Origin of the sequence: Brevundimonas sp. (genome assembly GCF_032107865.1) — a bacterium.
GTDB lineage: Bacteria > Pseudomonadota > Alphaproteobacteria > Caulobacterales > Caulobacteraceae > Brevundimonas.
Map to the genome: position 1 here is coordinate 1 of NZ_DAMCNG010000024.1, position 22,906 is coordinate 22,906.

The following is a 22,906-nucleotide window of genomic DNA, read 5'->3' on the forward strand; positions in this document are numbered from 1 at the left end:
CCAGGTTGGTGGCGCGCTCGGGCGACTCGTCGATGTCGGCCTCGAACCAGCCGTCCAGCAGGGCGTTCAGGCGCGCATCGGCGTCCGACACGGCCGCAGCGGCTTGCGCCAGCGAAGGCGCGGCGACGGCGGTCGCGGCAGCGGTCAGAAGAAGGCGGCGGCGGTCGATCATTCGGATATTCCCCCAACGGAGCCGCGCCGCGCCGGACGCCGCTCCCAAAGCTTACTGAATGACGGACCGGCGCGCCCGTAAGAGGTCCAGCCGTCAGGCCGGGGTCCAGGCGTTCATGGCCCGCTCCAGAACCGTCAGCGGCACGCCGCCCAGGTTCAGGCCGGTGTCATGGAAGCCCTTGATGTCGAAGCGGTCGCCCAGACGCTTCTTGGCGTCCTCGCGCAGGCGCACCCAGGTGGTGTGGCCGACCTTGTAGCTGGACGCCTGGCCCGGCCAGACGCAGTAGCGCTCGACCTCGGTGGCGATGCTCGATTCCTGATCGCCCAGCGTATCGACCATGTAGCGGATGCCCTGTTCGCGGCTCCAGCGCTTGTGGTGCAGACCCGAGTCCACGACCAGACGCGCGGCGCGGAACATCAGCGACTGCAGATAGCCGATCTGGCCGAAGGGATCGTTCTCATAGGCGCCGATCTCGTCCGCCAACTGCTCCGAATACAGGCCCCAGCCCTCGGAATAAGCCGAGAAGCCCATGACCTTCATCAGCAGCGGAGTGTCCGGTTGCTCCATCTGCAGGGCGATCTGGAAGTGATGGCCCGGCACCGCCTCGTGATAGGTCAAGGTCGGCAGGGTCCATTTGGGCCACTCCGCCGTGTCACGCAGGTTGATGTAGTAGGCGCCCGGACGCGACCCATCCAGGGCCGGCGCCTGGTAATAGCCGCCCGGCGCCCCGGCTTCGATGGCCTTAGGCACGCGACGGATGTCGCATGGCGACTTGGGCAGGCGGCCGAAATAGTCCGGCATGCGCGCCTGCATGGCCGCCATCTGGACATTCAGTTCCTTCAGCAGCTCCTCCTTGGCCTCGTCCGTGTTCGGATAGACGAAGCGCGGATCCTTGCCGAGGGCGGCGATGCGCTGGCCGACCGTGCCTTGCGTCAACCCTTGCGCCTTCAGCAAGCCGTCGGCGCGGGCCGAGATTTCGGCCACCTGATCCAACCCCATCTGATGCACCTCGTCCGGCGTCATCGAGGAGGTGGTGTAGTTCTTCAGCCCATAACGATAGTAGGCCTCGCCGTCCGGCAGGCGCCACACCCCGCCGTCGTGCGTCGCGCCCGCGCGCACCGCCTTCAGCGCGTCGGCCTGGCGCTGGATAGCCGGATAGACCTCTCGGGTCAGGATCGTCTGTGCGCGAGCGGCCCAGTCGCCAGGGATGTTCTTCTCGGCCGCGCGGCGGGCGATCGACTGGCTCATGACCGAGTCGGCCACGGCCGTGCCGGTGATGGCGCCCATCTGCGTCAGGGTGCGGTCGATAACGAAGTCCGGCGGCACGGCCCCGGCAGCGTAGTCGGCCTGCATCCGCGCCCGCTCATCGTCCAGGCTGCGGGCGAAGTCGGACAGGCGCGACAGATAAGCCTCGGCGTCGTCCGCCGCCTCGATGCGATGCTGGCTGTCGAGGAAGTCCGGGATCTGCTGGTACGAACCGCCCAGTTGGCTGACCGTATAGGGCGACGGGAACATCCCGCTGCCATAGGGGAAGGCGTAGCCCTCCATCACCGTCTCGCCGAAGAAGGTCAGGGAGTCGTGATAGATCTGCTCCTTGGCCGGCAGGGCGTTGCGATCGATAGCCGCCATGTCCTTCATGGCGGCGACGAACTTGACCTTGTCGGCGTCGATCTTGGCCTGACTGCGGTCGCTCAGCTTGAAGCGGGCGTCGGCGTGCTCGCCCCGGTCCATGCCCAGCATGGTCAGGGATTCCGGATCCGTCAGGAGCATCTCCTGCGCGATCCGATTCATCAGGGCGTTGAAGTCGGCCGAGGCGGTCTGCGCCACAGCGCCGTGGGCAAGGGCGCGAACCGGGCCGACAGCGGCCAGCGCTCCCCCGGCGGCGACCGACATCAACAGGCGGCGGCGATCCATCATGAGCTTCCTCCCAAAAGCGATGGGCCGGGATGCTAGCGAAGCGATGGCCGCCCGCAAGGCTTGATCGTCGCCTTGCGGATTAAGTCTGTGTCATTCGTCGTGCAAAAGCGCGCTCAGCGCTGCACATGGGCCTTGATGCAGTCACGCACGGCGCGCTTCAGATCGCCGGGCGCGTTCGGCTCGTCCACGCCCTCGGCGGCGAAGACGGCGCGCATGGCGGCGTCCAGCCCCTTGGGCAGAGCCTCGATCACCTTCTTCTGCCCCTTTTCATGCAGGCAGAAGCCGACCTGGTTGCACAGGTCAGCGAACATGGCGTCGAAATCGGGGGCGTCGGTCGCCAGGGTCGTCATGGGATCAGCCTTGAAAGCCAGTGTAGAACATTGAGCGCGAACTGTTGATCGTCGTGTCCGGAGGTGTTCAGCCCGAACCGTAGCGGCTCGCGATTCTGGTCCACAGGAAAACGCACGATCTGCGCAGTCAGCATGCCAGCCTCGCCTAGCACCACCACTCGGCCCGCGCCATGCTCGAACGCCAGCCCTTGCGCCGACAGGGCAGGCCGGGACAGAGCCTCAGCGTCGTCAGGATCCCGGTTGATCCGCTGGAAGGTATGAAGGTCGTCGGTTTCACGATCGTCCGGCCGCATGGCGAGCAGGATGGTCGCGCCAGGCGGACCGTCCAGGGACTGACCGGTGAAGGTGTGGACGTGTTCGACCCGTTCGTCTGGGCCACGCCCATCAATGACCGGATGCTCCCCCAAGGCGCCGTCAGCATGAAGGAAGTCCAGGTTAGCGGTCACCCCCCGCGACGTTTGACGGAAGGCGTAGCCCTTGCCCATCCTTACCCCGAACCGCGCAGCAAGCGCCTCAGCCGCCAAACCGTGCGGCGTATGGTCCGCCGCCAGTAAAAGAGAACCGCCGCCGTCCACCCATTGCGCCACAGCCTCGATCTCGGCCTCGTCGAAGGCGCTGATGCGGCCTGAACTGTCGCGGGGACTGGCGGCGTTGGAGATCACGAGAATCCGCACCCCCTTCAGGGCGTCCGATGGCTCCAGCCTGCCTTCACCAGCGTCCACCCGATAGCCGTCCGCCCGCGCCAACGCCGCAAACCCGGCGTAGCGGCCCGCGATGGTCTGAACGCTTCCATGACCTTCATCGACACGGATCAGAGGCCCATCGGCGACGTAGGCCGGCGCCGCGACCTGAGGCGTCCAGTCCAGGTCGCCCGACTGTTCCTGCGCCTGGGCGGGAAACGCCGCCAACAGCACAGCACCGACAAACACCGCCAATGCGCGTCGCACCCCGGTCTCCTTGAAGATCGAAAGACTACGCTTTCAGCCGCTTGGCGTGGAAGGCCACATGGTCGTCCACGAAGCTGGCCATGAAGAAGTAGGAATGGTCATAGCCCGGCTGCATCCTCAGGGTCAGCCCCTGTCCGGCCTTTTGCGCCGCCGCCTTCAGCAGTTCCGGCTTCAGCTGATCGGTCAGGAAGGAATCCGCGTCGCCCTGATCCACCAGGATGTCGTCGAAAACGCCTTTCGCCGCCCCGCCCTCGATCAACAGGGCTGCGTCGTGTTTGGCCCATTCCGCCCGATCCTCGCCCAGATAGGCGGTGAAGGCCTTCTCGCCCCACGGGCAGCGCGTCGGCGACGAGATCGGCGCGAAGGCCGACACCGACCGGAACAGTTCGGGATGGCGCAGGGCCAGCGTCAGCGCCCCATGCCCGCCCATCGAATGGCCGAAGACGGAGCGAGTCTTCGTGGTCGGAAACTCGGCGTCGATCAGCTCGATCAGCTCGCCCGTGACATAGCTCTCCATGCGGAAATGTGGCGCCCACGGCGCTTCAGTCGCATCGACATAGAAGCCCGCCCCCTGGCCCAGATCATAGGCGGCGTCGTCCGCCACGCCTTCCCCGCGCGGCGAGGTGTCCGGCGCGACGATGATGACGCCCTGTTCGGCGGCGGCCTTATAGGCCCCGGCCTTGGTGGTGAAATTGTCCTCGGTGCAGGTCAGACCCGACAGCCAGATCAGGACCGGGAACGGCCCCTCCCCCGCCGGAACAAAGACCGACAGCGTCATGGGCGTGCCCGTCGTCGCGCTGTCGTGCTTCAGATAGCGCAACGTCCCGCCGTGAACGACGTGGCTCTTGACCGTATCCATCAACTCGAACTCCTGAAGATCAGTCCGGCCAGACCCTGGCCATGAAGGCGTCATCGAGGACGCCGCCATCCTTGGAAAAATGCGCATACCAGTCGCGCGGGATCGGGGCGACCGCCCCCTCGGGCTGCGCGCCGCCGCCCCAGGCGTCGAACTGCAGGCCGACCAGGATCGGTCCCTCGCGCACTGACGGCGCCGGAATCGCTCCGGCGGCGGCGGTGATCGCCTCGACCGTCTCCGGCCTCATCGGCGGTTCTCCGGTGACGAGCCAGGCCCTGGAGCGTTCGCCCGGCTTGACCATCAACAACAGCATGCCCGAGGCGCCGGGTTGCGCGGGCTGCGCCTTTGCTGCGGCGGCCACAGCCTCATCGACGGCCTTCAGATAGGGAGACAGATAGGCGACCTCGACCCTCTGCTTCATGACCGCGTCCGGCAGGTAGAGCACCACCTTCTTCTGGACCCAGGCCTCGGCCGGGGCCGCAGCGGGCGCAGACGTGTCCGCCCCGCCCGGACTGCAGGCGGCGAGCGCCGTGACGGCCAGAACGGCCATGATCGACGCAGTCGCCGCCTTCGTCTTCATCGTCTCAGTCCTCAGCCCGGCCGGTGAACGGCGCAGATTTTGTTGCCCGACGGATCGCGCAGATAGGCCAGATGCATCTTGCCGAAGGGGGTGTCGCGCGGGCCCGCCGGATCTTCAATCGCCACGCCGCCCGCCGCAATCCCGGCCTCGGCAAAGGCGACGACCGCCTCAGGGCTGCTGGCGAAGAAGCCGATGGTGCCGCCATTGGCGTGACAGGCGGCCTGACCGTCGCGCGGCGTGACCACGCCCAGCATTCCGCGCGGCGTCATGTACCAGACGCCCGGACGGGGCTGATCGCTGAACGTGCCCGGCTGATGACCCAGAGCGCCCAGCACGGCGTCATAGAATTTGTGCGAAGCCTCGACGTCATTGGCGCCGACGGTGACGTGCGTGAACATGATGATCCTCCCAGATCCGCCCGGACGGTTCACCGGGCGCGGCAAGCTAAGCCGACAAGGTTTCGTTTGGCAACGAACTTTGCTGCACCTGCTCAGTGCAGCTTCAGTCGGGGCGCGCGCCTTCGCGGGCGTAGCCGCCCATCAGCTCGGCGTAATCCTCGGGCGGCGGGAATTCCGGATAGCCGACCTTGGCCCCCGACTGGGCGCCCGGCAGACGCTCCGTCGTCCAGGTGTCGGCATAGGGAACGAACCAGGCTCCGTCATCCAGCAGGCTGGGCCGCAGGTTGACGAACTGCCCCCCGGCGATGCCGCGCGTGAACAGCCAGGTCTTGCACGACGGACAGAAGTGATGCTCCGGCACGGGATTGTGCAGGCCGCCGACCTCCGTCTCCCCCTCGACCGACAGCCCCTCGCCGGGCAGCATCAGGCTCAAGGAATAGGCGCCGCCCGTCAGCTTCTGACAGGCGCGGCAGTGGCAGGCCGCCGCGAAAACCGGGGCCTGGGCGACCTGAACTTTCACCTGCCCGCAGAGGCAGGCCCCCGTCCACGGCAGTTTCCAGTCGGCCATGGCTGAATCCCTCTCTGTTAGAAGACGATCACCGAACGGATGCTCTTGCCTTCATGCATCAGATCGAAGGCCTCGTTAATACGCTCCAGCGGCAGGGTGTGGGTGATCATCGGATCGATCTCGATCTTGCCGTCCATGTACCAGTCGACGATCTTCGGCGTGTCGGTGCGGCCGCGCGCACCGCCGAAGGCCGAGCCCTTCCAGACGCGGCCGGTGACCAGCTGGAACGGACGGGTGGCGATCTCCTTGCCCGCCTCGGCCACGCCGATGATGACGCTCTCGCCCCAGCCCCGGTGGCAGGCTTCCAGCGCCTGACGCATGACCACGGTGTTGCCGGTGCAGTCGAAGGTGTAGTCGGCGCCGCCGCCGGTCAGCTCGACCAGATGGGCCACCACGTCCGAGACGTCCTTCGGATTGACGAAGTGGGTCATGCCGAAGCGACGGCCCCACTCTTCCTTGTCGCCGTTGATGTCGACGCCGATGATCATGTCGGCCCCGACCATCTTCAGCCCCTGAATGACGTTCAGGCCGATGCCGCCCAGACCGAAGACCACGGCGTTGGAGCCCGGCTCGACCTTGGCCGTGTTGACCACCGCGCCCACGCCCGTCGTCACGCCGCAGCCGACGTAACAGGCCTTATCGAACGGCGCGTCCTTGCGGATTTTCGCCACCGCGATCTCGGGCAGGACCGTGTAGTTCGAGAAGGTCGAGCAGCCCATGTAGTGGGCGATGGCCTGTCCCTTGTAGCTGAAGCGGCTGGTGCCGTCCGGCATCAGCCCCTTGCCCTGCGTGCCCCGGATCGAGGTGCACAGATTGGTCTTGCGGCTCAGGCACGACTTACACTGGCGGCATTCCGGCGTGTACAGCGGGATCACGTGATCGCCGACCTCGAGGCTGGTCACGCCCGGCCCCACCTCGACCACCACGCCCGCGCCCTCGTGGCCCAGGATCGAGGGGAAAATGCCCTCAGAGTCCAACCCGTCCAGCGTATAGGCGTCGGTGTGGCACACGCCGGTCGCCTTGATCTCGATCAGCACCTCGCCAAAGCGCGGACCTTCCAGATCAACCTCGACGATCTCTAGCGGGCGTTTGGCTTCGAACGCGACGGCGGCGCGGGTTTTCATGATGCTGGGTCCTTCGGACGTCCCTAACGCTCGCCGCGCGGCGGCTCGCTGTTTCAGGGACTAAGGCGGGAGAGGTGACGATTGGCGACCTTACTACGCCCGTTGCGGCTGGGTCGAAACGGCGACAACCGCAAAACATTATTGCTGTTGAGCAATAATACTGATCCAACGTCCCGATGAGCCGCTGGGACGGGATCGACGAATTCACCGCTGTCGCCGAACAGGCCAGCTTCTCGGCCGCAGCCAAGCGGCTGGGCCTGTCTACCTCCGCCGTCAGCCGCGAGATCGCCCGGCTGGAGGATCGCCTGCAGACCCGTCTGCTCCACCGCACCACCCGCCGGGTCGAGCTGACCGACGCGGGCCGCGATTTCCTTTCCCGCTGCCGCCGCCTGATCGACGAACGCGACGAGGCCCTGGCCGCCGTCCAACCCGACGATCAGGCCCCGCGCGGCCTGCTGCGGATGACCTGTTCGGTCTCCTATGGCGAGCGGTTCATCGCCCCCGCCGTCAACGCCTTCGCGGCTCAGAACCCCGAACTGCGGATCGAGCTCGACCTCGACAATCGCCTGCGCGATCTGGTCGGCGACGGCTATGATCTGGCGGTGCGGTTCGGCCATCTGACCGACTCGCGGCTGATGGCGCGGCGGCTGGCCTCGCGGCGGCTGATCCTGTGCGCCAGCCCCGACTATCTGGCGAGGCGGGGCGCCCCGCGCGACCTGTCCGAGATCCCCAGCCACGACGGCCTGATCGGCTCGGCCGAGCAGTGGCGTTTCACCGAGGCGGGGCGCGAAGTGACGCTTCGCCCCACCGGCCGCTGGCGCTGCAACTCCGGCGCGGCGGTGCTGGACGCCGCCCTGCAAGGCCTCGGCCTGTGCCAGTTGCCCGACTTCTATGTCGCCGAGGCCCTGGCCTCGGGCGTCCTCGTCTCCTTGCTCGATGACCAACGCCCGCCCGACGAAGGCGTCTGGGCCGTCCACCCACCCCCCCGCCACGTCCCGCCCAAGGTCCGCGCCATGATCGACTGGCTGCACGATCGACTGTCCGCACAAAGGAGCCCCGCATGAACATCGTCATCCTGACCGGCGCCGGCGTCTCGGCCGAAAGCGGCGTGCCGACCTTCCGCGCCTCGGACGGCCTGTGGGAAGGGCATCGCGTCGAGGCCGTCGCCACGCCCGAGGGCTTCGCCGCCGACCCGACGCTGGTGCAGGACTTTTACAACCAGCGGCGACGGCAACTGGCGAGCGTCCACCCCAACGCCGCGCACCGGGCGCTGGCCGATCTGGCGGCGCGGTGGGCGGGCGACTTCATGCTGGTGACGCAGAACGTCGACGACCTTCACGACCGGGCCCATGCGCAGACGCCGTCCGCGCCGGGCTTCGAGCTGATCCACATGCACGGCGAGCTGAAGAAGGCGCGCTGCACCGCCTCGGGCGTCGTCTGCGACTGGCATGATGATCTAGAGGCGGCTCACGCCTCGCCCCATCACCCGCGCGGACGTTTGCGCCCGCACATCGTCTGGTTCGGCGAAATCCCGCTGGAGATGGAGCGGATCGAGGCGGCGCTGGCGCGATGCGACCTGTTCGTCTCCATCGGCACCTCGGGCGCGGTCTACCCGGCGGCGGGCTTCGTCCAGCTGGCGCGCATGGCCGGGGCGCGGACGGTGGAGATCAACCTGGAGCCGACGCAGGGCGCGTCCCTGTTCGATGAAGGCGTCTATGGCCCCGCCAGCGAGACCGTGCCGGCCTTCTTCGACGCGCTCTAGGCCCTCGGCCCGAACAGGATGACCGCCGCGCCGATCAGGCAGACCGCGCCGCCGATGACGTCCCATCGGTCCGGCGTCGTCTTCTCGACCAGCGCCATCCACGCCAGCGACGCCACGATATAGACCCCGCCATAGGCCGCGAACGCCCGCCCCGCCGTCTCGGCCGGAACCAGCGCCAGCAGCCACGCAAAGGCGATCAGACACAACACGCCCGGCGCCAGCCACCACGGCGAGCTGTCCAGCTTCAGCCAGGCCCAGAAGGCGAAACAGCCACCGATCTCGGCGAGGGCGGCCAGCGGATAGACGAGGGCGAGTTTCATGCGGCTCCTTCAGAAACGGACTGCGCGCTCTATCCCCGCTCATCCCGGCGGACGCCGGGCCCCTGTGAGAGCGCCAGTCTCAAGCATTACCCTTAGCCGCTGCACTTCGAAGCCAAAGCACTGGATCCCGGCGTCCGCCGGGATGAGCGGATTGAGAGGGAAGCCTACTCCCCCTTCTTCGCCGCCTCGGCCCGTTCCGCCGCCAGCTTGGCCAGCACCCGGCCTCGTCCCTTGGCCAGGGCGTGAATGGCGCCGCGCATGGTGGCGACCTCTTGCTCGGTGAAGGCGGCGCGGCCCAGCATGACGCGCAGGTTCTGGCTCATCGAGCGCTTCTTCTCGGGCGGATAGAAGAAGCCGCCGTTGTCCAGCTCCGCCTCCAGATGCTCATACATGCCCAGCAACAGGTCGTTCGACGCGGGCGGCTCGCCCTCGCGGAAGCGCGGAGGCGGGGCGTCCAGGATCAGGGCGCGCCACTCATAGGCGTTGATCGCCACCGCCTGGGCCAGGTTCAGCGAATGGTGCCTGGGGTCGATCGGAATGGTGGTGATCCCGGCGCACAGAGCGATGTCGCCGGTCTCCAGTCCCGCCCGCTCGCCGCCGAACAGCAGGCCCGTCTTCAGCCCCGAGGCTGTGTCGTCATATAGGATGCGGGCGCTCTCACGCGGGGTGCGCACCGGCTGGCGCGTCTCGCGCGGGCGGGCGGTGGTGGCGAAGACGGTGTTCAGGTCGGCGATGGCCTCGGCCACGCTGTCGAACACCTTCACCTCGTCCAGCACCCAGTCGGCGCCGGACGCCGTGGCCCAGGCGCGCTCCTGGGGCCAGCCGTCGCGCGGGCTGACCAGCCGCAGTTCCGACAGGCCGAAATTGGCCATGACCCGGGCGACCGCGCCGATGTTGTCGGCCATCTGGGACTTGTCGAGGATGACGACGGGAGGGGTGAGTTCAGTCATCCGCCTCCCCTACCCTCGTGCGCCGCCCAGCGAAAGACGTCAGTCCTCGCCGACCATCGAGGTCCACGGGTCGACGCGGCCCGCCTCGACCTCCGCGACCTTCACCGCGGGCCAGCCGATGCTGCTGTCGGCCGACACGCGCCAGGCGGCCGACACGAAGTCGCGCAGTTCCGACGCCCCGGCCGCCAGACGCTCATTGACGAAGACCGCGCCGCGCGGGTCCGTGTCCTTGAACGCCCCGGCCTTCTCCATCCGATAGAAGGGGATGACCGTCGTCAGGGTGGCGTTCAGGTGCGAGGCCGTGCGCGCGCGCAGGTCGAAGCCTTCAACGTTCATGGGAACCATGGCCGCCTCGACCGCATCCAGACGCAGGGTCCGGCTGGTGAAGGCGCCCTCGAAGTCGCCATGGGTGCGGCGCGACTTGGTGAAGCCCTCGGGATTGGTCTCGCCTGCCCAGCCGTTGAAGTGGATGGTCGTGTGGTGCGGCTGGGACGCATCGCCGACGAAGTGGCTCAGCACGCCGATGTCGCGCAGGATCAGTTGCTCGCGACGTTCACGGTCGGCGCGATACCAGGCCTGCTTGGCCAGATCCGGCTCGCGCGCCTCGGCGGCGGTCAGCACGCGCCAATAGGCGAAGTCGCGCTCCAGGTTCTGCCAGGCGTCCATGATGGCGTAGGGCAGGTAGCCCGCCTTATCCACGTCCAGACCCGCGCGGATCAGGGCGGCGTCATATTCCGATTTCAGACGCGGCAAATCGGCCATGGTCATGCCGCGCGCGTCCATCACCCGGCCTTGATCGTCCATGTCGACGAAGTGGGCGGTGTCGCGCTCGCGGTCGTGTGGCTGGCCCGCGCCCTTCCAGCGGTCGGGCTCGCGCGAATATTCGCCGACGTCAGAGGCGGCCCCGGCCGTGCGCAGGAAGGCGGGCAGGTCGCCGGGCAGGTGGCGCATCGCCGCCACGCCGATCACCCGGTGACCCGAACTGCCCCAGGCCTCGACCTGAACGGCGGGCGCCGCGACCAGCATCAAGGCGGCGGCGGAAATCATCAGGCGTTTGACTTGTCGGTTCATGAGACGGCGCCGTGCGAAATTTCAGAAGGGGAAACGACGGCTTATCCCATTCCCGCGCCCGCCTCCACCCGCCGATCACGTCAGCCGTCACGACGATCACGCCGTCGTTATCTTGGCGTGAGAGCCAGCTTTTCTTGCCAATAAAGTGTTAGCGAGCACGATCAAGTCGTTAACGACGGAGAAGGTCGCGACAGTATAGAACTTGAAATCAATCAATACTGATACTCTATAGTCACAATAGTCCAACCACGACAGACGATAGACTGGCCCCATTTGCGCCTTATCCACTACCGATACAGCGACTGATCTCATTCGCCGCAATTGCGCCGCAATTCGTCGTCAGAAACCGCCCTGCCGGAGCGTGTCGGGACCGGTGCTGCATGAAGTTTGATCGATGTTGAGCACGGCCGCCGCGCTTGCCATGTTGTGGACCATGGCCTTCTCCGGGTCCGGAGAGCCTGTCCCTTACGAAACGGCCGTCGCTCGCGGCGCCGCTATCGTAGAAGCCGCCGCGACGGCCCCTGGTTCCATCGAGTCCGCCGAAACGGCGGACCTGTCGGCTGAACAGCTTGAGCTGATGGCCGGCGATCCCGACTGGCGCGCCTCGGCCCGCCTCTATCACGCCGGCGGCGGCGGAGCGACCGGCAACGATTCCCTGGGTTGCCGCCCGATTCCGATGCGCACGGTCGCGGTCGACCCGCGCGTCATCCCGCGCCGCACCAAGCTGTTCATCCGCGAGACGGTCGGCCTGCAGATGGCCGACGGCACGGTGCACGACGGCTACTGGTACGCCTCCGACACCGGCGGCGCGATCAAGGGCGCCAAGATCGACCTCTACACCGGCCACGGCCGCGCCTCGATGCGCCCGGCCATGAGCCTGAACATGAAGACCCTGACCATCGCCGACGCGGGCGATTTCGACGGCTGCCCCCCGGCATGGGAAACGGCCTCGAACTAAGGCTTTTCAGCCTGACGACAAAAAGCGCGGCCGGATCGAACCGGCCGCCCTTTTTCGTTGTCCTCCCTACGTAGTGGGAAGGTGGATCGGCGGCGGAGCCGCCGAGACGGAGGGGCTGCTTGATTCCGCGACCGAAAGCCTAACCGTCCTGGCCCCTCCACCGCTTGGCTGCTCCGCGCCGCCCTTCGGGTCGCGGTCCCCTTCCCCATTTCATGGGGAGGAAAGGGTCAGTCAGAACTTCCGCTTGCCACTGGCCGTCTCGAAGAACAGGCGGAAGTCGCCCATCAGGCTCCACAGCGGATATTTGAAGGTCGCGGGCCGGTTCTTCTCGAAGAAGAAATGCCCCACCCAGGCGAAGCCGTAGCCGACCAGCGGCATGGCCAGCAGCCACCAGGCGTTCAAGGTGAAGCAGAAGGCCAGAAAAGCCGCAATCACCAGCCCCGTCCCGACCACATGGATGCGTCGACACGTCCGGTTGGAGTGCTCATGGATGTAATAGGGGTAGAAGGCCTCGAACGAGGCGTACCGCCCTTGGGGTTGCTCGATGCTCATGGCCCCAGCCTGCCCCCGGATCGCGCCGGGGGCAAGTCACGGATCATCGATCAGGGATCAGCGATCAGTCGAAGCGCTTGCCGGCCTTCTTCGGCCCCTTAGCGAAAGGCTTGGCGCCCGCCTTGAAGTCGGGCTTGCCCTTGAAGCCCGCCTTGGGCGTGAAGGGCTTCTTGTCGCCCTTGTCCTTGAAGCCGGGCTTCTTGTTGAAGCCGCCCTCGCCCGGCGCCGCATCGGTGCGTGGCGCATAGGGCTTCTTCTTGAAGGGACGTTCGCCATCCGCGCTGCGGCCCGCGTCGCCCTCGGGGCTCCACGGCTTCTTCTTGAACGGCGGGCGGCCCTGGCCGTCCTCGTCGCGACGGAAGGGCTTCTTGGCGAAGGGGCGGGCCTCGCCGTCGCGCTCGAAGTTGCGGTTGCGCGCGCCCTTCATCGAACCGGGCGTCGGCGCCTCGGACGGGGTGATGCGGGCCTCTTCCTTGCTCTGGGCGGCGGCGGCGCGGAAGGCGTCGGCGTGGCTCAGAGCGATCTCGAAGCGCGTCTCTTCCGGGAAGGTGCGGATCGAGCCGATCTGCTGCTTGGTCACGCCGCCGATGCGGCAGATCAGCGGGATCAGCCATTTGGGATCGGCGTTGCGGTTGCGGCCGATGTCCAGACGGAACCAGGTGACTTCATCCGGCTGCAGGCGGTCGCCCGGCCAGGGCGCGGGGGCGTAGTCGTCGCCGCCCGCGGCATCGCGTTCGCGGCGCGGCTTGCGCTGCGGGCCTTCGCCCGGATCCGTCAGATCTTCCGGCGCCGGCAGGTTCTTGCGCAGCAGCACCAGCAGGGCGCGGGCCAGGTCGTCCGGCGTGCGCTCCTTGACCAGCTTCTCGACCAGCCCCGCATCCTCGTCGGCGCCTTCCTCGGCGAAGACCGGCGCGGCCAGCAGGCGCTGTTCGTCCTGAGCGCGGATTTCATCGGCGGTCGGGGCGCCGGACCAGACGGCCTCGACCCCGGCCGAGCCCAGCAGCATCTCGGCCTTGCGGCGACGGCTGTGCGGGACCAACAGGACCGAGACGCCCTTCTTGCCCGCGCGGCCGGTGCGGCCCGAACGGTGCAGCATGGTCGCCTTGTTGATCGGCAGTTCGGCGTGGATCACCAGACCCAGATCGGGCAGGTCCAGACCGCGCGCGGCCACGTCGGTGGCGACGCAGACGCGGGCGCGGCGATCACGCAGCGCCTGCAACGCCTCGTTCCGCTCGCGCTGGCCCATTTCGCCCGACAGCGACACCGAGGCGAAGCCGCGCTCAACCAGCGAGGCCTGCAGGTGACGCACGGAATCCCGCGTCGAGCAGAAGACCAGCACGCCCGGCGCCTCGAAATAGCGCAGGACGTTGACCACGGCGCGCTCGATCTCGTTCGGCGCGATGCGCATGGCGCGGTATTCGATGTCGTTGTGCGGCTGGCTGCGGTCGACGGTGTCGATGCGCACCGCGTCCTTCTGATAGCGCTTGGCCATGATCGCGATGTCGCGGGCGATGGTGGCCGAGAACAGCAGGGTCCGGCGCTCTTCCGGCGCCTGTTCCAGAATGTATTCCAGGTCTTCGCGGAAGCCCATGTCCAGCATTTCGTCGGCTTCATCCAGCACGACGACGCGGGCGGCCGACAGATCCAGTGCTCCACGATCGATGTGGTCTTTCAGGCGGCCCGGCGTGCCGACCACAACGTGGGCGCCGTGGTTCAGGGCGCGGGCTTCCTTGCGGGCATCCATGCCGCCGACGCAGGTGACGATCTTGGCGCCCGCCTCGGCGTACAGCCATTCCAGCTCGGCTGCGACCTGCAGCGCCAGCTCGCGCGTGGGCGCGATGGCCAGCATTAGCGGCGTATCCGCCTGGCCGAACCGCTCGTCCTCGCCCAGCAGGGTCGGCGCCGCCGCCAGGCCAAAGGCCACCGTCTTGCCCGATCCGGTCTGAGCCGAAACCAGCAGGTCCGCCTCGCCATGGCCTTCCAGAACTGCGGCCTGAACCGGCGTCGGCTCAAGGTAGCCCTTGTTCAGCAGGGCGCGGTCAAGCGCGGGATGGATCGCGGGAAAGGGCATGAAAGGCCTGGAGTTCAAATGCGAGGCGACCGTCAAACGGCCGCGCCCGGCGAGGCGTCGCAGCCTGCCGGGCGTCGGGGAAGGCGCTCCCTATACACGAATAAGGGCCGGGGTGGGGCCGAATCGATCTAGGCGTTTCAAAAATCAACAATCGCCAAATACTTGAAGATGACGCCGTCGCTTTCGGATGCGCCTCCTTTTGAAGCCTTTATGCAGCCGATTGTTGATCGGCTGAAGGCCCATGGGCGGTCGCTGACCAATGCCGAAATGCTTGAAGACATTTCCGAGCACATGGGCCTTTCCGACGAGGTTCTGAATCTCAGGCACGGCAAATGGAACCAGTTGGTCGTCGACCAGCGCCTTGGTTTTGCACGAAGCTGGCTTAAGCTTGGCGGGGCTGTAACCAACAGCCAAAGAGGCATCTGGAGCCTCACGCCAACAGGGGCCGCCATGACGGCGTCCGAAATCGCAGCCATCCCCAAACAGGTGCAGAAAGCCTACGCCGCGCAACGCGCCAACGCTGTCACGGAAAAACTCGACCCGCCACAGGTGCTGCAGGAAGCCGCGCAGGAAGACTGGAAGGACCAGCTTCTTTCCGTTTTGCTCCAGCTTGAGCCCTCCGCGTTCGAGCGGCTTTGCCAACGTCTTTTGCGTGAATCCGGCTTCACCCGTGTCGAGGTGACCGGCAAGACCGGCGACGGCGGCATAGACGGGACCGGCGTCCTGCGCATGAACCTGCTGTCGTTTCAGGTGATCTTTCAGTGCAAACGCTGGCAGGGGTCCGTCGGCGCATCGACGGTCCGCGACTTCAGAGGCGCCATGGTCGGGCGCGCAGACAAGGGCCTGATCATCACGACAGGCACATTCACAAGCGAAGCTCGAAGAGAGGCGACCCGAGACGGCGCTCCCGCAATCGATTTGGTAGACGGCGACACGCTTTGCGACTTGCTGAAGGAGCGCAGTCTTGGCGTCTCTGTCCGTATGGTCGAGGAAGTCACAGTCGACGCCTCGGCTTTCAGCGCCATCTAGAAGAATCGACCGCCGTTCACCACGTCCGTTGATCGGGCGTTGACCACGCAGGGGCGATGCTGGCCGGGTTCAGACCTGCGTCCGCAGGAGGATCGTCCATGATCTCGCCGCTCAGCACCGCCACCGCCGGCATGCAGGCCGCCTCGGCCCGGCTGGAGGATAGCGCCCGCCGTGTCGCCTCGGGCCGCATGGACGACTACGCCGTCGAGGCGGTCGAGCAGATCCGCGCCAAGAGCGAGTTTTCCGCCAACGCCGCCGTGGCTCGCACGGCGGATGAGATGACGGGAACCCTGCTGGATATTCTGGTCTAGGCCCTAGCCCTCACCCCGCCTTTTCCGGCAGGTGGAAGAAGTCGACGAACCGCTCGAACGTCGCCCGGTCGCCCTCGATCGTCATCGCCCCCTCGCCTTCCAGCGCCACCAGCGGAACCTTGCCGTAGACGGCGGCGGCCACGACCTGGGCCGGGGCGCGCACCACGACGTCGCAACCCTCGACCTCGCCGCGCACGGCGTCGATGACGCCGCCCGCCACGCTGACGACCATCCGATCCTCGCCCAGAACAAAGCCCAACCGCATCTCGGCGTCCTGCGCGCGGGCGGGATCGAACATGGTCTTGAACGACTGCATGATGGAGACGGCGCTGATCGGCAGCGTCGGATCATGCTGGGGCGAGCGCGCGGCCCAGCGGCCCAGCACCATGAAGACCGGCTCGATCTCATAGCCCCAGTCGGTCAGCTCATAGACCTGGACCGAGGCGGGCGGCGGCAGCTTGCGGCGCTGGACGACGCCCGAGGCCTCCAGCCCCTCCAGCCGCTGCGTCAGCACATTGGCGGACAGGCCGCACAGGTCTTTTCGCAGATCGCTGAAACGACGCGGCCCCATCATGAGTTCTCTGATGACCAGCAAGGCCCAACGCTCGCCCACCAGGTCCAGCCCGTGCGCCGCCCCGCAGGCGTCGTGATAGCGCCGGGAGCGGGATTCGAACTTAGTAGTTACTTTTTCTAACTTCATGGTTGACTAACATAACATCAAGGCGCAGAACGACCAACATCATAGGGCAGGCCGTCCGGGGAGGGAGGGCCGCGCAAGGGAGGACCACCGCCGATGCCCAAGCTGATCTTCATCAACCTGCCGGTCGCCGATCTGCCGCGCTCCGTCGCCTTCTATGAGGCGGTCGGCGCGACGATGAACCCGCTGTTCTCGGACGAGACGGCGGCCTGCATGGTCTTTTCCGACACCATCCACGCCATGCTGCTGACGCATGAGAAGTGGGCCACCTTCACCGACCGCGCCATTCCGGACGCGAAGAAGACGGCCCAGGTGCTGATCTGCGTGTCGGAGGACAGCCGGGAGGGCGTCGACGCCGTGGTTGATCGCGCCGCCGCCGCCGGCGGCCAGGCCGACCCCAACGCCAGGCAGGACTACGGCTTCATGTACGGCCGCAGCTACGCCGACCCCGACGGCCACATCTGGGAGGTCATGTGGATGGACCCGGAAGCCGCCGCCCAGGGGCCTGAGGCCTTCGCCTCCCAGGTCGGCGGGGGCTGAGCGATGAGCGCGCTGTACGAACTCAGCGTCAGCCGCTTCATCAAGGCCTCGCCCGAGACGGTGTGGCGGGCCTGGACCCGGCACGGGACCGAATGGTTCACTCCCCGCCCGTGGAGCACGGTGTCCGTGGACCACGACCTGCGCCCCGGCGGCCGCGCCGATGTCGTCATGCAGTCGCCCGAGGGCGAGCGGCATGAGTATCGCGGCGTAGTGCTGGAGGTGGAGCCGGGCCGCCGCCTGGTGACGACCGGCGCCTTCACTGAAGGCTGGATCCCTCAGCCGGGCGAGATGAACTTCGTCCGCATCGACACGTTCGAGCCCGAAGGCGACGGCACGCGCTACACCGCCCACGCCCGGCACTGGGACGAAAAGGCCATGCAGGCCCACCGCGACATGGGTTTCGAGCCCGGCTGGGGCGCCGCCGCCGACCAGTTGGCCCAGGTCGCCGAAAACCTCACCCCGCAGGAGAGCGCGCCATGAGCGACAAGATCATTCCCTGTATCTGGTACGACCTCGGCCAGGCGAAGAAGGCGGCCGAATTCTACGTCTCGCTGGGCCTGCCCGACAGCCGCATCGAGCGCGTCGTCGCCAGCCCCGCCGACAATCCGTCCAGCCCGGCAGGATCCGAACTGGTGGTCGAGTTCACCCTGGCCGGACAACGCTACGTCGGACTGAACGGCGGCCCGATCTTCCCCCAGACCGAGGCCGTGTCGTTCATGATCATGACTGACGACCAGGCCGAAACCGATCGTCTGTGGGACGCCATCGTCGGTAACGGCGGGGCCGAAAGCGCCTGCGGCTGGTGCAAAGACCGCTGGGGCGTGAACTGGCAGATCACGCCGCGCCGTCTGATGGCCTTCTACGACGATCCCAACCCCGCCCGCGCCAAGGCCGCCTTCGAGGCCATGATGACGATGCACAAGATCGACATCGCAGCCATCGAGGCCGCTGCTGACAGGATCGGGTAGGCCGCGAAGCTAAGCCGTCCAATCTGTCGCTTTCAACCAAGACGACGACCACCCCTGCCCCGACGATCCGCCCACGCCCCTCACCCCGCGAACCGCAACCCGGCGAGCGACAGGGGCCCACAAAAGGAGAACCACGATGAGCTACGTCACAGGCTTCCTGACCCCCGTAAAGGCCGAGAACAAGGAGCGGTATGTTGAATCCGCCCGCAAATCCTGGCCCCTGTTCAAGGGCTATGGCGCCACCGCCCAGATCGAGAACTGGGGCGTGGACGTGCCGGACGGAAAGGTCACCAGCTTCCCCATGGCGGTGAAGCTGGAGGACGGCGAGGCCGTCGTCTTCTCCTGGCTGATCTGGCCCGACAAGAAGACCGCCGACGACGCCTGGGCCAAGATGCAGGACGACCCCGCCATGGCGAACATGGACATGCCCTTCGACGGCAAGCGCATGATGTGGGGCGGCTTCGAAACCGTCTTCGACGAGCGCAGCTGACAAACCGCGCCGGGGTCGGTCGCGCACCGGCCCCGGCGTCTGCGCCTATGCGCCGCCATGCGCGACGCCCGGCTTCGCCTTGTGGGCGCGCAGGCAGGCAGCGACGCTGAGCGCCACCAGAACAAAGGCCAGCGCCTCCATCGCCGTCGGCAGACGTCGCTCCCAACCAAAGCCGTAGATCAGGGCGAACAGGGTCTCGAACAGGATCATCTGGCCGACCAGGGTCAGCGGCAGCAGGCGGCTCATCCGGTTCCACAGATTGTTGCCGACGATCGAGGCCAGCACGGCCACGCCGACCGAGACCCCCGCCAGCCGCACCCAGTCCGCCGCCTCATGCTGCGCGCCCGAAGCGGTCAACAGGGCGACCGGCAGAAGCAGCAGGCTTTGCGCCCCGGTGACGACGCCGGTCAGCAGATTCCAATCGTGGGCGGACACCGCCTCCAGTTGGCGAAGTCGCCGCGCGTTCTGAACCGCGAAGAAAGTCCATGAGGCCAGGGCGCCGACGGCGCAGGCAAAGCCGATAAATCGCGTCATGTGCGAGGTCTCGACCGGCGCCGCCAGGGCCTGCCAGCCGATGCAGACCGCCCCGGCGATACAGAGCAGCAAGGGCAGATGCAGCTGCTTCAGCGGCACGGCGCCGTGGTCGCGACTGCCGATGATGGTCACCGCCACCGGCAAGAAGCCGATGACCAGGGAGGTCATGGCGATGCCGCCCGTCTGCACGGCCCCCGACAGCAGGATGTAGTAGAGGGTGTTGCCGGTAAGGGCGAGCCAGAACAGGTTCAGCCAGTCGCGCCGCCCGATCCGCGTCGTCACCGCCTTCCACCGCGCCGCCAGCAACGCCCAGGCGATCAGGCCATAGGCGAGGTAGCGTCCCACCGTCAGTTGCAGGGGATTGAAGTCGCGCGCCAGCTCCGGCGCCAGGAAGACCAGCCCCCACAGCGCGCCCGCGCCGATGCCGCAGGCGACGCCGAGCGCCGTCCGGTTGTTTCGACCCGGTCCGATGATTTGCGCCGTCATTTCCAGTTCCCGCTTGGCTTGGCGGCGAGCTATACCAAGGGGCGGACGGGGCGTTTCCTCTCGATCACAGGCCCAAACGCAACAAAAACTCGCGCAAAAAAGACCGCTGATGGCCGCACGACCCGCCTCTCCACAACGCTCGCTGGATAGCTTTGATCGCGCGATCCTGCGCATCGTCCAGCGCGACGCGCGGACGCCGCAACGCGCCATCGCCGAAGCCGTCAATCTGTCCGCCGCCGCTGTTCAACGTCGGATCGCGGCCATGGAGGCCAGCGGCGTCATCCGCCGCAACGTCGCCCTGGTGGACCCGAAGTCGATCCCCCTGACCATCACCTCCATCGTCGAGGTCTATCTCCAGGACGAGCGAGCCGAGACCGTGCAGAACGCCAAGGCCCGCTTCCTGGCCGAACCCGAGGTGCAGCAGTGCTACTACGTCACCGGCGGCACCAGCTTCATCCTGATCGTCGTCACCACCGACATGGCGGCCTATGAGGCGCTGACGAAGCGGCTGTTCGAAGAGAACGACAGCATCAACCGCTTCCGCTCCCTGATCGCCCTGGACCGTGTGAAGACGGACGCCTCGCTGATCATCCCCTGAAGTCCCGTCGCAGCGCCCCCAGACGCAGCGCCCCAGAACGAAAACGCCGGCGAGGTCGAAACCCCGCCGGCGCAAGTCTTTGAACGATCGGACCGATCAGCTGTCCAGGAAGGACCGCAGCTTCCGCGACCGCGACGGGTGCTTCAGCTTGCGCAGGGCCTTGGCCTCGATCTGACGGATGCGTTCGCGGGTCACGCTGAACTGCTGGCCGACCTCTTCCAGGGTGTGGTCGGTGTTCATGCCGATGCCGAAACGCATCCGCAGGACTCTTTCTTCGCGCGGGGTCAACGACGCGAGCACTCGCGTCGTTGTCTCACGAAGGTTGCTCTGGATGGCGGCGTCGATCGGCAGGATCGCGTTCTTGTCTTCAATGAAGTCGCCCAGATGGCTGTCTTCCTCGTCGCCGATCGGCGTTTCCAGCGAGATCGGCTCCTTGGCGATCTTCAGCACCTTGCGGACCTTCTCCAGCGGCATGGCCAGGCGTTCGGCCAGCTCTTCCGGGGTCGCTTCGCGGCCGATCTCGTGCAGCATCTGGCGCTGAGTGCGGACGATCTTGTTGATCGTCTCGATCATGTGAACCGGGATGCGGATGGTGCGGGCCTGGTCGGCGATCGAGCGGGTGATCGCCTGACGGATCCACCAGGTGGCGTAGGTCGAGAACTTGTAGCCGCGACGGTACTCGAACTTGTCGACCGCCTTCATCAGACCGATGTTGCCCTCCTGGATCAGGTCCAGGAACTGCAGGCCGCGGTTGGTGTATTTCTTGGCGATGGAGATGACCAGGCGCAGGTTGGCCTCGACCATCTCCTTCTTCGCCTGACGGGCTTCGCGCTCGCCCTTCTGCACCATCTGGACGATGCGGCGATAATCGTCGATCGGCACGCCCGCCTCGGTGGCGACAGAGGCGATATGGGTGCGGATCGTGTTGATCTGAGTGGTTTCGTTCTCACTGAACTTGGTCCAGCGGACGCCCATCTCCTTGATGCGCTCGGCCCAGTTCGGGTCCATTTCCGAACCGAAGTAGGCCTTCAGGAACTCGGGACGCGAAATGCCGTAGCCGTCAGCCAGACGCAGCAAGCGGCCTTCCTGGCCGATCAGGCGCTTGTTGATGGCGTACAACTGCTCAACCAGCGCCTCGATGCGGGCGTTGTTCAGCTTCATCGTCTTCAGGCGATCCGAGATGGACGCCGTCAGGGATTCATAGGTCTTCTGGTCCTTGGCGGTCAGGACGTCGCCCTTCAGGCGCGCCTCGACCAGCTTGTCCTGCAGCTTGCGGAACTCGCCGAAATCGACGGCGATGGCGTCCAGAACCTCCATGACGCCGTCGCGCAGTTCGGCCTCCAGGGCCGAGATCGACATGGCGCCGCCGTCGTCGAAGTCCTCGTCGTCGTCCTCTTCGCCGTCGCCGTCCGGCTCGCCGGTCGGCTGAGCCGGGGCGGGCTGGTTGTGCGGCAGGGACGAGGGATTCAGGATGCCGTAGGTGGCGTCCAGGTCGATCACTTCGCGCAGCAGGATGCGGTTGTTGGCCAGTTCCTCGCGCCACACCATGATGGCCTCGAAGGTCAGGGCGCTTTCGCACAGCCCTGAGATCATGGCGTCGCGACCGGCCTCGATGCGCTTGGCGATGGCGATTTCGCCCTCGCGGCTCAGCAGCTCGACCGTGCCCATTTCGCGCAGATACATCCGCACGGGGTCGTCGGTGCGGTCATAGGCGGCCTTGGCCGGCGCTTCGGCCACCGAGGTCTCGGCGGCGGCGGCCACGTCGGTGCCGGTCGCCTCGGCGGCGTCCTCTTCGGCTTCGACGACGTTGACGCCCATCTCCGACAGCATGGCCAGGATGTCTTCGATCTGGTCCGGCGTGACTTCTTCGGACGGCAGAACCTTGTTCAGCTCCTCCATCGTCACATAGCCGCGCGTCTTCGCCTGACGGATGAATTTCTTCACCCCGGCGTCGGTGAGATCGAGCAGGGGCCCGTCAGCGTTGGTTTCGGCGTCCTGCGTCTCGGTCTGCGCGCTCATTCAGTCTGTCTCCACGGCCGACGGGGGTGATCAGTCCCCTGCGGCGAAAATACAACGCCCGACGACTTCGTTGGTTACGAAGAAGCCGCGTCTTCCCAAATCGTTCCGGTCTTGATGGCTCGCCGCAGGGCATCACGCTCGGCCTTCACCAAAGCGAAAGCCGAGTTATCGAAGGCCCGGTGAGCCTCCGACTTCGCTGAAGCCAGCGCCTCGTCCAACGCCGCTGCGCGGGTCAGAGCGTCGAACGCTTGCGACCACCGGATCCTCGCCTCGCCGAGGGGCTTGTCTGCAGCCAGGAATGGCGCGCCGGACTTCGCCGCCGCCTTCTCGACCTCGTGCATCAAGGCATCATGACCCGATTGGGCCAGATGGCGGCGCAGGGCGGCGGAGTCAAGGGTCCGGCCCGAGAAACGCAGTCGGACCAGTTCCTGAGCCAGCCCGTCCAGGGCTGGATCGCCGAAGCCGTAGCGCGCCACCGCCTCCATGTGATCGTCCAGCCGCTCCGGGTCGTCGATGGCGCCGTGGGCCAGGGCGGCGGCGATCGGCTCGACCGAGCGGAACAGGGCCTGCATGGCCTGGGCGCCCTCGACCGTCTGCCCCTGCAACGGCGGCGGACCGCGCCAGCGCCCGCCCGGCCC

The 22,906-nt window shown here is 66.8% G+C and carries 26 protein-coding genes and 1 pseudogene; 10 read left to right on the plus strand and 17 right to left on the minus strand.

What is annotated here, in order from left to right:
* Nucleotides 1–265: 265 nt before the first annotated feature.
* From RT567_RS04005 to RT567_RS04040, 8 genes are all read right to left on the minus strand, one after another.
* The gene (locus tag RT567_RS04005; protein WP_313574469.1) at nt 266–2,089 is read right to left on the minus strand and encodes a DUF885 domain-containing protein; all 1,824 of its coding nucleotides are present in this window, start codon (nt 2,087–2,089) and stop codon (nt 266–268) included.
* A 113-nt stretch (nt 2,090–2,202) separates the two neighbouring features.
* Nucleotides 2,203–2,439, minus strand: a complete 237-nt coding sequence (locus tag RT567_RS04010; RefSeq protein WP_313574470.1) for a hypothetical protein — start codon at nt 2,437–2,439, stop codon at nt 2,203–2,205.
* Nucleotides 2,436–3,386 (minus strand): DUF4350 domain-containing protein, encoded by a 951-nt coding sequence (locus RT567_RS04015; RefSeq protein ID WP_313574472.1) that lies wholly within the window; start codon nt 3,384–3,386, stop codon nt 2,436–2,438. Before RT567_RS04015 ends, RT567_RS04010 begins: the two co-directional genes overlap by 4 nt.
* Nucleotides 3,387–3,411: 25 nt before the next feature.
* Nucleotides 3,412–4,245, minus strand: coding sequence for an S-formylglutathione hydrolase (fghA, locus tag RT567_RS04020; RefSeq protein WP_313574473.1), 834 nt, complete (start codon nt 4,243–4,245; stop codon nt 3,412–3,414).
* Between the two features lie 19 nt (nt 4,246–4,264).
* Nucleotides 4,265–4,822 (minus strand): hypothetical protein, encoded by a 558-nt coding sequence (locus tag RT567_RS04025; RefSeq protein ID WP_313574475.1) that lies wholly within the window; start codon nt 4,820–4,822, stop codon nt 4,265–4,267.
* 11 nt (nt 4,823–4,833) lie between these two features.
* Nucleotides 4,834–5,220, minus strand: coding sequence for a VOC family protein (locus RT567_RS04030; protein ID WP_313574476.1), 387 nt, complete (start codon nt 5,218–5,220; stop codon nt 4,834–4,836).
* Nucleotides 5,221–5,323: 103 nt separating this feature from the next.
* Nucleotides 5,324–5,788 (minus strand): GFA family protein, encoded by a 465-nt coding sequence (locus RT567_RS04035; protein ID WP_313574478.1) that lies wholly within the window; start codon nt 5,786–5,788, stop codon nt 5,324–5,326.
* Between the two features lie 17 nt (nt 5,789–5,805).
* Complete coding sequence (locus RT567_RS04040) at nt 5,806–6,912, minus strand: S-(hydroxymethyl)glutathione dehydrogenase/class III alcohol dehydrogenase (RefSeq protein WP_313574479.1); 1,107 nt, start codon at nt 6,910–6,912, stop codon at nt 5,806–5,808.
* A gap of 176 nt (nt 6,913–7,088) precedes the next feature.
* Between RT567_RS04040 and RT567_RS04045 the strand changes: the two genes are divergently transcribed.
* Both RT567_RS04045 and RT567_RS04050 read left to right on the plus strand, forming a co-directional pair.
* On the plus strand, nt 7,089–7,976 hold the full coding sequence (locus RT567_RS04045) for a LysR family transcriptional regulator (RefSeq protein WP_313574481.1): 888 nt from the start codon (nt 7,089–7,091) through the stop codon (nt 7,974–7,976).
* Nucleotides 7,973–8,674, plus strand: a complete 702-nt coding sequence (locus RT567_RS04050) for an NAD-dependent deacylase (RefSeq protein WP_313574483.1) — start codon at nt 7,973–7,975, stop codon at nt 8,672–8,674. Before RT567_RS04045 ends, RT567_RS04050 begins: the two co-directional genes overlap by 4 nt.
* Here RT567_RS04050 and RT567_RS04055 read toward each other — a convergent pair.
* The 3 genes from RT567_RS04055 to RT567_RS04065 all read right to left on the minus strand — a co-directional run bounded on the left by RT567_RS04055 (nt 8,671) and on the right by RT567_RS04065 (nt 11,015).
* Nucleotides 8,671–8,994 (minus strand): YnfA family protein, encoded by a 324-nt coding sequence (locus RT567_RS04055; RefSeq protein WP_313574485.1) that lies wholly within the window; start codon nt 8,992–8,994, stop codon nt 8,671–8,673. The two genes, RT567_RS04050 and RT567_RS04055, sit on opposite strands and share 4 nt — an antisense overlap.
* Nucleotides 8,995–9,158: 164 nt before the next feature.
* Nucleotides 9,159–9,944, minus strand: a complete 786-nt coding sequence (locus tag RT567_RS04060; RefSeq protein ID WP_313574487.1) for an RNA methyltransferase — start codon at nt 9,942–9,944, stop codon at nt 9,159–9,161.
* 39 nt (nt 9,945–9,983) lie between these two features.
* Nucleotides 9,984–11,015: a S1/P1 Nuclease gene (locus RT567_RS04065; protein WP_313574489.1), complete on the minus strand. Its 1,032-nt coding sequence runs from the start codon at nt 11,013–11,015 to the stop codon at nt 9,984–9,986.
* Between the two features lie 394 nt (nt 11,016–11,409).
* Between RT567_RS04065 and RT567_RS04070 the strand changes: the two genes are divergently transcribed.
* The gene (locus RT567_RS04070) at nt 11,410–11,973 is read left to right on the plus strand and encodes a 3D domain-containing protein (RefSeq protein WP_313574490.1); all 564 of its coding nucleotides are present in this window, start codon (nt 11,410–11,412) and stop codon (nt 11,971–11,973) included.
* A gap of 231 nt (nt 11,974–12,204) precedes the next feature.
* Here the strand turns inward: RT567_RS04070 and RT567_RS04075 are convergent, their stop codons facing one another.
* Together RT567_RS04075 and RT567_RS04080 are read right to left on the minus strand one after the other, a co-directional pair.
* Nucleotides 12,205–12,525 carry an Mpo1-like protein gene (locus RT567_RS04075; protein WP_313574492.1) on the minus strand — a complete coding sequence of 107 codons (321 nt, stop codon included), beginning with the start codon at nt 12,523–12,525 and terminating at the stop codon, nt 12,205–12,207.
* A 64-nt stretch (nt 12,526–12,589) separates the two neighbouring features.
* Nucleotides 12,590–14,596, minus strand: coding sequence for a DEAD/DEAH box helicase (locus RT567_RS04080; protein ID WP_313574494.1), 2,007 nt, complete (start codon nt 14,594–14,596; stop codon nt 12,590–12,592).
* A gap of 168 nt (nt 14,597–14,764) precedes the next feature.
* On the opposite strand from RT567_RS04080, the gene RT567_RS04085 reads away from it, so the two are divergent.
* Together RT567_RS04085 and RT567_RS04090 are read left to right on the plus strand one after the other, a co-directional pair.
* A complete protein-coding gene (locus RT567_RS04085) occupies nt 14,765–15,625 on the plus strand; it encodes a restriction endonuclease (protein ID WP_313574510.1) in 861 nt (286 codons plus the stop codon).
* A 98-nt stretch (nt 15,626–15,723) separates the two neighbouring features.
* On the plus strand, nt 15,724–15,936 hold the full coding sequence (locus RT567_RS04090) for a flagellar hook protein FlgE (RefSeq protein ID WP_313574496.1): 213 nt from the start codon (nt 15,724–15,726) through the stop codon (nt 15,934–15,936).
* 10 nt (nt 15,937–15,946) lie between these two features.
* On the opposite strand, the gene RT567_RS04095 is transcribed toward RT567_RS04090, so the two are convergent.
* Nucleotides 15,947–16,636 carry a helix-turn-helix domain-containing protein gene (locus tag RT567_RS04095; protein ID WP_313574498.1) on the minus strand — a complete coding sequence of 230 codons (690 nt, stop codon included), beginning with the start codon at nt 16,634–16,636 and terminating at the stop codon, nt 15,947–15,949.
* Between the two features lie 93 nt (nt 16,637–16,729).
* Between RT567_RS04095 and RT567_RS04100 the strand changes: the two genes are divergently transcribed.
* The 4 genes from RT567_RS04100 (at nt 16,730) to RT567_RS04115 (ending at nt 18,631) form a co-directional block, all read left to right on the plus strand.
* Nucleotides 16,730–17,173: a VOC family protein gene (locus tag RT567_RS04100; RefSeq protein WP_278449791.1), complete on the plus strand. Its 444-nt coding sequence runs from the start codon at nt 16,730–16,732 to the stop codon at nt 17,171–17,173.
* Nucleotides 17,174–17,176: 3 nt separating this feature from the next.
* On the plus strand, nt 17,177–17,653 hold the full coding sequence (locus RT567_RS04105; RefSeq protein WP_313574500.1) for an SRPBCC family protein: 477 nt from the start codon (nt 17,177–17,179) through the stop codon (nt 17,651–17,653).
* On the plus strand, nt 17,650–18,141 hold the full coding sequence (locus RT567_RS04110) for a VOC family protein (protein WP_313574502.1): 492 nt from the start codon (nt 17,650–17,652) through the stop codon (nt 18,139–18,141). Before RT567_RS04105 ends, RT567_RS04110 begins: the two co-directional genes overlap by 4 nt.
* Nucleotides 18,142–18,277: 136 nt before the next feature.
* A complete protein-coding gene (locus RT567_RS04115) occupies nt 18,278–18,631 on the plus strand; it encodes a DUF1428 domain-containing protein (RefSeq protein ID WP_313574504.1) in 354 nt (117 codons plus the stop codon).
* Nucleotides 18,632–18,676: 45 nt separating this feature from the next.
* Here the strand turns inward: RT567_RS04115 and RT567_RS04120 are convergent, their stop codons facing one another.
* Nucleotides 18,677–19,651, minus strand: a complete 975-nt coding sequence (locus tag RT567_RS04120; RefSeq protein ID WP_313574506.1) for a DMT family transporter — start codon at nt 19,649–19,651, stop codon at nt 18,677–18,679.
* A gap of 109 nt (nt 19,652–19,760) precedes the next feature.
* Here RT567_RS04120 and RT567_RS04125 point away from each other — a divergent pair, with 109 nt between their 5' ends.
* Nucleotides 19,761–20,249, plus strand: a complete 489-nt coding sequence (locus RT567_RS04125) for an Lrp/AsnC family transcriptional regulator (RefSeq protein ID WP_312219289.1) — start codon at nt 19,761–19,763, stop codon at nt 20,247–20,249.
* Between the two features lie 96 nt (nt 20,250–20,345).
* Here RT567_RS04125 and rpoD read toward each other — a convergent pair whose 3' ends face one another.
* On the minus strand, nt 20,346–22,268 hold the full coding sequence (rpoD, locus tag RT567_RS04130; RefSeq protein ID WP_313574508.1) for an RNA polymerase sigma factor RpoD: 1,923 nt from the start codon (nt 22,266–22,268) through the stop codon (nt 20,346–20,348).
* 74 nt (nt 22,269–22,342) lie between these two features.
* Nucleotides 22,343–22,906, minus strand: a pseudogene (locus RT567_RS04135) (DNA primase); the annotation flags it as partial.